The 7,652-nt window shown below is 41.5% G+C and carries 7 protein-coding genes; 6 read left to right on the forward strand and 1 reads right to left on the reverse strand.

Annotated features, from left to right (window positions below; all coding sequences use genetic code 11):
• Window positions 1–805: 805 nt before the first annotated feature.
• The 3 genes from DXA60_RS18095 to DXA60_RS18105 all read left to right on the forward strand — a co-directional run bounded on the left by DXA60_RS18095 (window position 806) and on the right by DXA60_RS18105 (window position 3,626).
• Window positions 806–1,147, forward strand: a complete 342-nt coding sequence (locus DXA60_RS18095; RefSeq protein WP_117922654.1) for a PadR family transcriptional regulator — start codon at window positions 806–808, stop codon at window positions 1,145–1,147.
• Between the two features lie 89 nt (window positions 1,148–1,236).
• Window positions 1,237–2,550 (forward strand): permease prefix domain 1-containing protein, encoded by a 1,314-nt coding sequence (locus DXA60_RS18100; RefSeq protein WP_243006955.1) that lies wholly within the window; start codon window positions 1,237–1,239, stop codon window positions 2,548–2,550.
• 47 nt (window positions 2,551–2,597) lie between these two features.
• Window positions 2,598–3,626, forward strand: a complete 1,029-nt coding sequence (locus tag DXA60_RS18105) for a dipeptidase (RefSeq protein ID WP_117922655.1) — start codon at window positions 2,598–2,600, stop codon at window positions 3,624–3,626.
• 142 nt (window positions 3,627–3,768) lie between these two features.
• Here DXA60_RS18105 and DXA60_RS18110 read toward each other — a convergent pair whose 3' ends face one another.
• Window positions 3,769–4,788, reverse strand: coding sequence for a sugar kinase (locus tag DXA60_RS18110; RefSeq protein ID WP_117922656.1), 1,020 nt, complete (start codon window positions 4,786–4,788; stop codon window positions 3,769–3,771).
• 282 nt (window positions 4,789–5,070) lie between these two features.
• On the opposite strand from DXA60_RS18110, the gene DXA60_RS18115 reads away from it, so the two are divergent.
• The 3 genes from DXA60_RS18115 (at window position 5,071) to DXA60_RS18130 (ending at window position 7,551) form a co-directional block, all read left to right on the forward strand.
• On the forward strand, window positions 5,071–6,096 hold the full coding sequence (locus DXA60_RS18115; RefSeq protein WP_117922657.1) for a sugar kinase: 1,026 nt from the start codon (window positions 5,071–5,073) through the stop codon (window positions 6,094–6,096).
• A 335-nt stretch (window positions 6,097–6,431) separates the two neighbouring features.
• The gene (locus tag DXA60_RS18125) at window positions 6,432–6,836 is read left to right on the forward strand and encodes a site-specific integrase (protein ID WP_241070909.1); all 405 of its coding nucleotides are present in this window, start codon (window positions 6,432–6,434) and stop codon (window positions 6,834–6,836) included.
• A 217-nt stretch (window positions 6,837–7,053) separates the two neighbouring features.
• Complete coding sequence (locus DXA60_RS18130; protein ID WP_117922659.1) at window positions 7,054–7,551, forward strand: CarD family transcriptional regulator; 498 nt, start codon at window positions 7,054–7,056, stop codon at window positions 7,549–7,551.
• The last annotated feature ends 101 nt before the right edge of the window (window positions 7,552–7,652 follow it).

The following is a 7,652-nucleotide window of genomic DNA, read 5'->3' on the forward strand; positions in this document are numbered from 1 at the left end:
CAAAGCCTGAGCTGATTTTGTGACTTTGGGAGAAAATTAGAAAATCTATCTCAATCTGATAATGGTCAGATTGAGATTGTGTGTCTGTAGATACACAGTGATGTTCTGCCACGGATGGCAGAACAAGGCTTCACGAGCCACGGATGGCTCGTTGAACGCCGGTCACGTCACTCCGAGAAAATCTAACTCAGACACACTTAGACTTTTCTTATTTTCGTACAATGGAACCAAAATTAACTCCGGCTTTGCGCAAGATGCCACTCACAGACCTGCGACACACCATTGGGACGGGCGATTTATTTCATAAACAAACCAGCATTTAACCGGATAGCAGAGTTCCTTTTATTTTGTGATTGAATAATGCGGCTTCTTGTAGTATACTATAAAAATAGTTCTGATAACTCAGTAATTCTATGCCACATCAGCAGCAAGTTTCACAAAACAAAAATATGTAGGAATGGCTTGAAGATGTTTTTGTATATTTTATGATCAAAAGTATTTTCAGGATAATGCCGAAAGTGAAGGGGATGCAGTATTTATTCTTACAAACAAATATGTAAGATCAAAAAATGAGAAAAAACTTGACATATATATAGACAGACTATATACTTTAGATATATAGATAGACTATATAACAAGGAGGAAAATCCTCTCCTCGTCAAGGAACTCGGATTTTGCTTCGCAAAACAAGGAGGAAAATCCTCTGCTCGCCAAAGGGACTCGGATTTTGCTTCGCAAAACAAGGAGGAAAATCCTCTGCTCGCCAAAGGGCTCGCATTTTCCTTCGGAAAACAAGGAGGATTTTATGTTAAACAAATCATTGATTCAGGGTAGTCTTTCCATGCTGATCTTACGGCTTTTAGACGAGAAAGACATGTATGGTTACGAAATGATCGAAACATTAAGGAAAAGATCGGAAAATGTATTTGAATTAAAAGCGGGATCTCTTTATCCGCTTTTGCATACCTTAGAGGCAAACAATCTTGTTACGGCTTATGAGGATGATGCAAGTGGGAAAATGCGCAAATATTATCACATTACCGGAGAAGGAAAACGTATTTTAAAAGAGAAAAAAGACGAATGGAATACGTATGCCGCAGCAGTTACAAATGTATTGTCATGTAAAGCCATGGAAATGTGTATTTGAAAAAATGAAATGGCATCAGGCAGTGAAATGTGTAAAAAATGTAGGGATGAAAAAAGCAAACATGGCAGAAAGAGCCGGGAGGGAATACATTGACAGATTACAAAGAATATATGAAGACTCTGGAAGAACAGATTCAAAATAAGCGTGCCAGAGCGCTTGTGTCAGAAGAAATAAACGGGCATATAGAAGAACAGGCACAAGGCTATGAGGAAGAAGGAATGAGCAGGGAAGATGCAAAAAGAGAGGCAGTGCGGCAGATGGGAGATCCGGTGGAAACAGGATGTGCATTAAACCGTATCCACAGACCGGCATTTCCATGGAAACTTTTTGTGCTGGCGGTTCTTTTAACGGCGGCATCTATACTCATGTCAGTTGTTATTTCCGGAAAAACAGAAGGTGGGACATCACAGGCAGAACAGCTTAGATCATTGCTTGTGATAAATGGTGTCAGCTTCGCAATGATCTTTCTGGTGATGTATGTCGATTATACATGGCTGTTTTTACATATCCGTGCGGTTGCTGTCTGTTATCTGATCTGCCTGTGTCTGGTATGGTCAGGTGGTGTTATTGGAAATTATCAGACCGCACTTTTAGCGTGTTACAGTATGCAGGTATTACTGCCGGTTATTTTTGCAGGAGTCATTTACCAGTATCGTGGGAATGAATTTGCTGGTATCCTGAAAGCAGTGGGATGGATCTTTGTACCATTTCTGGTATTGTTTCTTATGGCAACACCGATGAGTACAGCGGCGGTTTTGGAAAATGCAGTGGTCTGTCTGTTCTTGCTTGTGGCAGCGGTACTTCGTGGGATATTTGGAAATAAGAAGAAACGGTATCTGGTAAAACTGGCAGGTCTTGCGTTCGGGCTTTTGGGAGCAGGAGTGCTTTTGTATCATCATTTTTTCACAAATGGTTATGTGAAGGCAAGACTTGAACATATGGGGCAATTTGGTTTCCAAAACAGAATGATAAAGAGTGCGGCTGCAGAATACAGCCTGTTTGGAAACAGGACGCTGCTGATGCAGGGGCATGCACAGGACGGCGAATATTTACTTGGAAATATCTTCAGTTATTTTGGAATCATAGCAGGTGTGCTGGTTATAGCAGCCTTTGTGTGGTTTTTACTTCAGGCATTCAGACAGTCACTGATGCAGAGCAACCGGATGGGATTTTTGCTCGGAATGGCATGCAGTATTGCATTGATCGTGCGTGTGCTGGTCATTTATGTTGCAATGAATTTTGGATATGCCGTGATCTATACGGTGGCAGTTCCGTTTTTTTCCACAAATCTGATGATGGCAGTAGTCAATGGAATTTATGTCGGGTTGTTATTTTGTGTGCTGCGGAATAAAATGATATTAAAAGAACCGTGCATTGAAAGAAAAAATACGGCGGTTTTATAAGCCTGACAGGTTTACAGGGGCAGATTTGCAGAAAGGATTCATCGGATATGAATTATATCGACATGCATTGTGATACGCTTGCAAAAGCAGTGGAACAGAAAAAAGAGACGGCAAAAAAACTGGAACATACGATGGTGGATGCAGAAAGGCTGCACCGGTGTGGCACAAAAGCACAGTTTTTTGCCATGTTTTTACAGCAGAAAAAAGAAGAAAACTGGAGTGATCCGGGACATGATCCAGACGGCTGCCGGTCAGAAAAGAGAAAGATAAGTCTTTGGTATAACGGGGCAGAGATCGAAAAGCAGATGCAGGATATGTATGCAGTATATCAGAATACGATGGAAAATTGTGCAGATATCATTGCGCCGGCATGCACCTATGAGGATTTGCAGCGCAACTGGCAGCAGAAAAAAGTATCAGCCTTTCTGACGGTGGAAAACGGATGCGTTGTGGATGGAAAAATGGAGCGCTTAGAGCAGCTTTATCAGATGGGAGTACGGCTTATCACGCTGACCTGGAATGATGATAATTGTTTCGGACATCCGCATGCGAAAGATGCAGGAAGGATGCAGCTTGGACTGACGCCGTTTGGGAAGGAAGCTGTCACATATATGACAGAACGTGGAATCCTTGTGGATGTTTCCCATTTATCGGATGGCGGGTTTTATGATGTGGCAGAGCTTGTGAAGGGACCGTTTGTGGCATCCCATTCAAACTGCAGGGAACTCGCTCCTGCAACGAGAAATCTGACGGATGATATGATACGGATATTGGCAGAGCATGGCGGTGTGTGTGGACTTAATTTTTATCCACCGTTTTTAAATACAGATCCTGTGGATAAAGTAAGCAGGATCGAAAGAATGTGTGAACATGTGAAACATCTGGTCAATGTTGGCGGGATTGAATGTGTGGGCATTGGTACGGATTTTGACGGGATTGAGGGAAATCTTGAGATTGCTGACTGCATGGAGATGGAAAAATTATTCGATGCACTGCAGAAAAAAGGATTTTGTGAGGATGACATAGAAAGAATCGCGTACAAAAATGTGGAACGTGTGATCCGTGAAGTGATGTAAAAACTATTATTGTGAAAAAGAGCAGCCAGGTACCAATATAATGGAATGAAAATATAAAGACCGGAATACCCATAAAAATTGGATATGGATATTCCGGTTCTTTCTATCTGCCGCATGCTCAAAGCAGCAGGCGGTATATTTATTACCGGTTCATCTCAGAATGATAACCTGTATTTTGGTGTTCTGCGATAATGCTGTCGATCTCTTCAAGGTCGGTCGTTATCATATCACCGATGACACTGTGCTTGATGGCTGCCATGGCATTGCCGTATTCTAAGGCTTTACGGCAGTCCTTATGTTTTAAGTAGCCATAGAGGGCACCGGAAACATAGGCATCACCGCTTCCGATACGGTCGACTACGTCGATATTGTTGTAGGGTTCCTCGCGGTAGTAGGCATCATCTTTCGCAGAATAAATAATGGAAGTAAAGTTATGCTTCTTTGGCGTGATGACGGTGCGCTCTGTGGATGCAACCACGGAGATCGGGTACTGCTCGCAGAAAGACTTCTGGATTTCCTCGATCGAGCCTGTTTTGCCAAAGGTCAGGCGGGCGGTATCTTCAGAACAGAAAAAGATATCTACAAAGGGAAGAATCTGTTCGATGCAGGCTCTTGCCTCCTCACCGGTCCAGAGATTGGCACGGTAGTTGACATCAAAAGAGATCAGGGTTCCCTGCTCTTTGAATTTGCGGATACACTCGATGGCAAACTTCTGTGCTTTGCCGCCAAGACCTAAAGTGATACCGCTGGTGTGGAACAGGCGTGTGTTATAAAACATGGTTTCCGGTACATCTTTGATATCGATGTTGTTGATGGAAGAATGTTTTCTGTCATAGACAACACGCGGTTTACGTGGATAGGAACCATATTCGTAATAATAGACACCGATACGGCTGTCGTCTGCTGTATCGGAGATCAGATAATTTTCACTGACACGGGATGCGTTCATCTGGTTTTTGATGAATGCGGCGAGCAGGTTATTTGGAATCTTAGAGATCATTGCCGTCTTTAAGCCAAGCTGTCCGATCTCGGAGGCAATATTTAACTCGGCACCTCCTAAATGCTTCATTAAAGTATCGCCCTGTGCGAGACGTCCGTTGATCGGAGTGGAAAGACGAAGCAGAATCTCTCCTAATGTGATGACATCATATTTACGGTCCATGGAAAAACCTCCTTAAAAAATATATCATAACAGTTTCAAAATATGAAACCAAGTTCTACAATATGAACCAATACATATGCATTATATAACATATCTCAAAAATAAAAAAGAGAAAGTTGCAAATATTTCACAACTTTTTTGGATAAAAATAACAGAACCTATAAAAATTGCATTAAAGTAAAAACATGTTTGACATTCTATTTTTCAGTGCTATAATAAAAATATAAATTATGAAACAGCGTTTCACAATGTGAAACATTTTATTTTAGGAGGATTTAAATCATGGCAAAGAAAGTCGTTACATTTGGTGAGATCATGCTTCGTCTGGCACCAGAAGGATATTATCGTTTCGTACAGGCTACATCCTACGGCGCAACATACGGCGGTGGAGAGGCTAACGTTGCAGTTTCTTTAGCAAACTACGGTTTGGATGCAAGTTTTGTTACAAAGCTCCCGACACATGAGATCGGACAGGCTGGTGTGAATGCATTAAGACAGTATGGTGTTGATACATCTGATATCGTTCGTGGTGGTGACCGTGTTGGCATCTACTTCTTAGAGAAAGGCGCAAGCCAGAGACCATCTAAAGTTGTTTATGACCGTGCAGGTTCTTCCATTGCAACAGCTACAACAGCTGATTTTGACTGGGATAAGATTTTTGACGGTGCAGACTGGTTCCACTTTACAGGAATCACACCGGCACTCGGCGATAATGTTGCAGCAATCTGTTTAGAGGCATGTAAAGCTGCAAAAGCAAAAGGAATCACTGTAAGCTGTGATTTAAATTACCGTAATAAATTATGGTCCAAAGAAAAAGCAGGCCAGGTTATGGGCGAGCTTTGCAAATATGTAGATGTATGTATCTCCAATGAGGAAGATGCAAACGACGTATTCGGTATCAAGTCTGAGGGTACAGAGGTAACTGCAGGCGAGTTAAATAAAGAAGGATACAAAGAGGTTGCACAGAAATTAACAGACCGTTTCGGTTTCAAGAAAGTTGCGATCACATTAAGAACATCTATCTCTGCAAACGACAACCGCTGGGCAGCAATGCTCTATGAGGATGGACAGAGCTACTTCTCCAAAGAGTACTTAATGCACATCGTTGACCGTGTTGGTGGAGGAGATTCCTTCGGTGGCGGATTAATCTACGCTTGTTTAAATGATTATGATCCACAGGCTACCATTGAGTTCGCAGTAGCAGCAAGTTGTCTGAAACATTCCGTAGAAGGTGACTTCAACATGGTAAGCGTTGATGAAGTTAAGAAATTAGCTGGCGGAGATGCTTCCGGACGTGTTCAGAGATAATAAGATTACGACAAGATCATTTTGTTAATTCCTTTCCCTAATTTAATATAATTGTCTGCCATGTGCAGATAGTGTACAGTCTTTTTACCCATTTGGACTGTACGAACAAGACGGACTGCCGTTTCATGAGAATATCATGAGACGGCAGTTTTTTTGATTCATAAGATATTACGTCCTATGAATCAAAAAGCCCTCCGGGCGGGATGCGCATCTCGCGGAGAAGAAGTTAGCTGTAAACAGCACCGCTCGAGCGCAAAAGAGTCACAAGCGACTCTTTATTTTGTGATAATTTTATTTCTTATGGAAAAACTATTAGAAATACGGAGGATTATCATATGAAACGATCAGAAATGTATGAGGAATATTTAAAACAAAGTGAGCTGTCGGAACATACCAGACAGGTATATCTGAGGGAGGCAGAAAAATTTATCCGGTATTTAAATGGAAAGGAAGTTACAAAAGAAAGGACACTGCTATATAAACAGAAATTGCAGGATGAGAATCTGGCACCTGCAACGATAAATCTTTACGTGATTGCGGTAAACAGGTATTTAAGATATTTAGAGTGTGAACAGGCATCCATAAAGACGTTGAAAGTGCAAAAAAAGAACAGCGTGGAAAATGTCATTAACCGGAAAGAATATCAGGAATTGTTAGATTATGCCAAAAGCAGTGGCAGAAAAAATATTACTATATCAAAAACGGGCGGCATAAAATTTTGTGCCGCCCGTTTTATGTAAAATATGACTAATAACGTACAGTATCATGTGCTATAGTTTTCACAAAAATAAACGTTGAACGCTTATTTTGCTGACTTTTTGGGAAAAATAATGATATAGTTAAATAGTGGTATGATATAAAAAATATCAGGTATGAAATACCAGGTAAATATAAGATAGAAAAAATACCTGTAGATGATCATTTAAATTTGAAACCAGGGAAAGGAGAATCAAAAGAATGTTTGAAATCGGAGAATATGTTGTGTGTGGCGCAAAAGGTGTCTGTCAGATCAAAGATATTACCCATATCGATATTTCGGGAGCGGACCAGGAACGTTTGTATTATGTTTTAGCACCGGTCGGGGATTCGAATGGGACTGTCTATGTACCTACGGACAGCGAGAAAATTGTAATGCGTAGGACGATTTCAAAGGAAGAGGCAGAAAAGCTGATTGAGGAAATGCCCCGGATAGAACTTTTGTGGGTGCCTGATGATAAACAACGCGAGGCAAAATATAAAGAAGCACTCCGGACATGTGATTATCATGCATGGGTCAGCATTGTAAAGACATTGTATAAGCGTAAAAAAGAGCGGATCGCGCAGGGCAAAAAAGTGACTGCGGTAGATGAACGTTATATGAAAGTGGCAGAGAATGAACTGTATGGAGAGCTTTCTCTGACGCTCGGTGTACCGCGGGAGAAAATGGAAGATTATATTAAAGAACGGCTTTCATGAAAGAAAACTGCCCATCAAATGCTGGTTTGTTGGACTATGGGTTCCCCGGTGAATGGTGGTTCCGGGGTTTTCGATTGGCAAATTGCATCAAGCCGGGACTG

The organism is Roseburia sp. OF03-24, from assembly GCF_003463035.1.
Lineage (GTDB): Bacteria > Bacillota > Clostridia > Lachnospirales > Lachnospiraceae > Roseburia > Roseburia rectibacter.

Bases quoted from the DNA above. Each gene is read 5' to 3' on its own strand.
- DXA60_RS18130 (WP_117922659.1), top strand. From the start codon at position 7,054: ATGTTTGAAATCGGAGAATATGTTGTGTGTGGCGCAAAAGGTGTCTGT.
- DXA60_RS18105 (WP_117922655.1), top strand. From the start codon at position 2,598: ATGAATTATATCGACATGCATTGTGATACGCTTGCAAAAGCAGTGGAA.
- DXA60_RS18115 (WP_117922657.1), top strand. From the start codon at position 5,071: ATGGCAAAGAAAGTCGTTACATTTGGTGAGATCATGCTTCGTCTGGCA.
- DXA60_RS18125 (WP_241070909.1), top strand. From the start codon at position 6,432: ATGAAACGATCAGAAATGTATGAGGAATATTTAAAACAAAGTGAGCTG.
- DXA60_RS18095 (WP_117922654.1), top strand. From the start codon at position 806: ATGTTAAACAAATCATTGATTCAGGGTAGTCTTTCCATGCTGATCTTA.
- DXA60_RS18110 (WP_117922656.1), bottom strand. From the start codon at position 4,788: ATGGACCGTAAATATGATGTCATCACATTAGGAGAGATTCTGCTTCGT.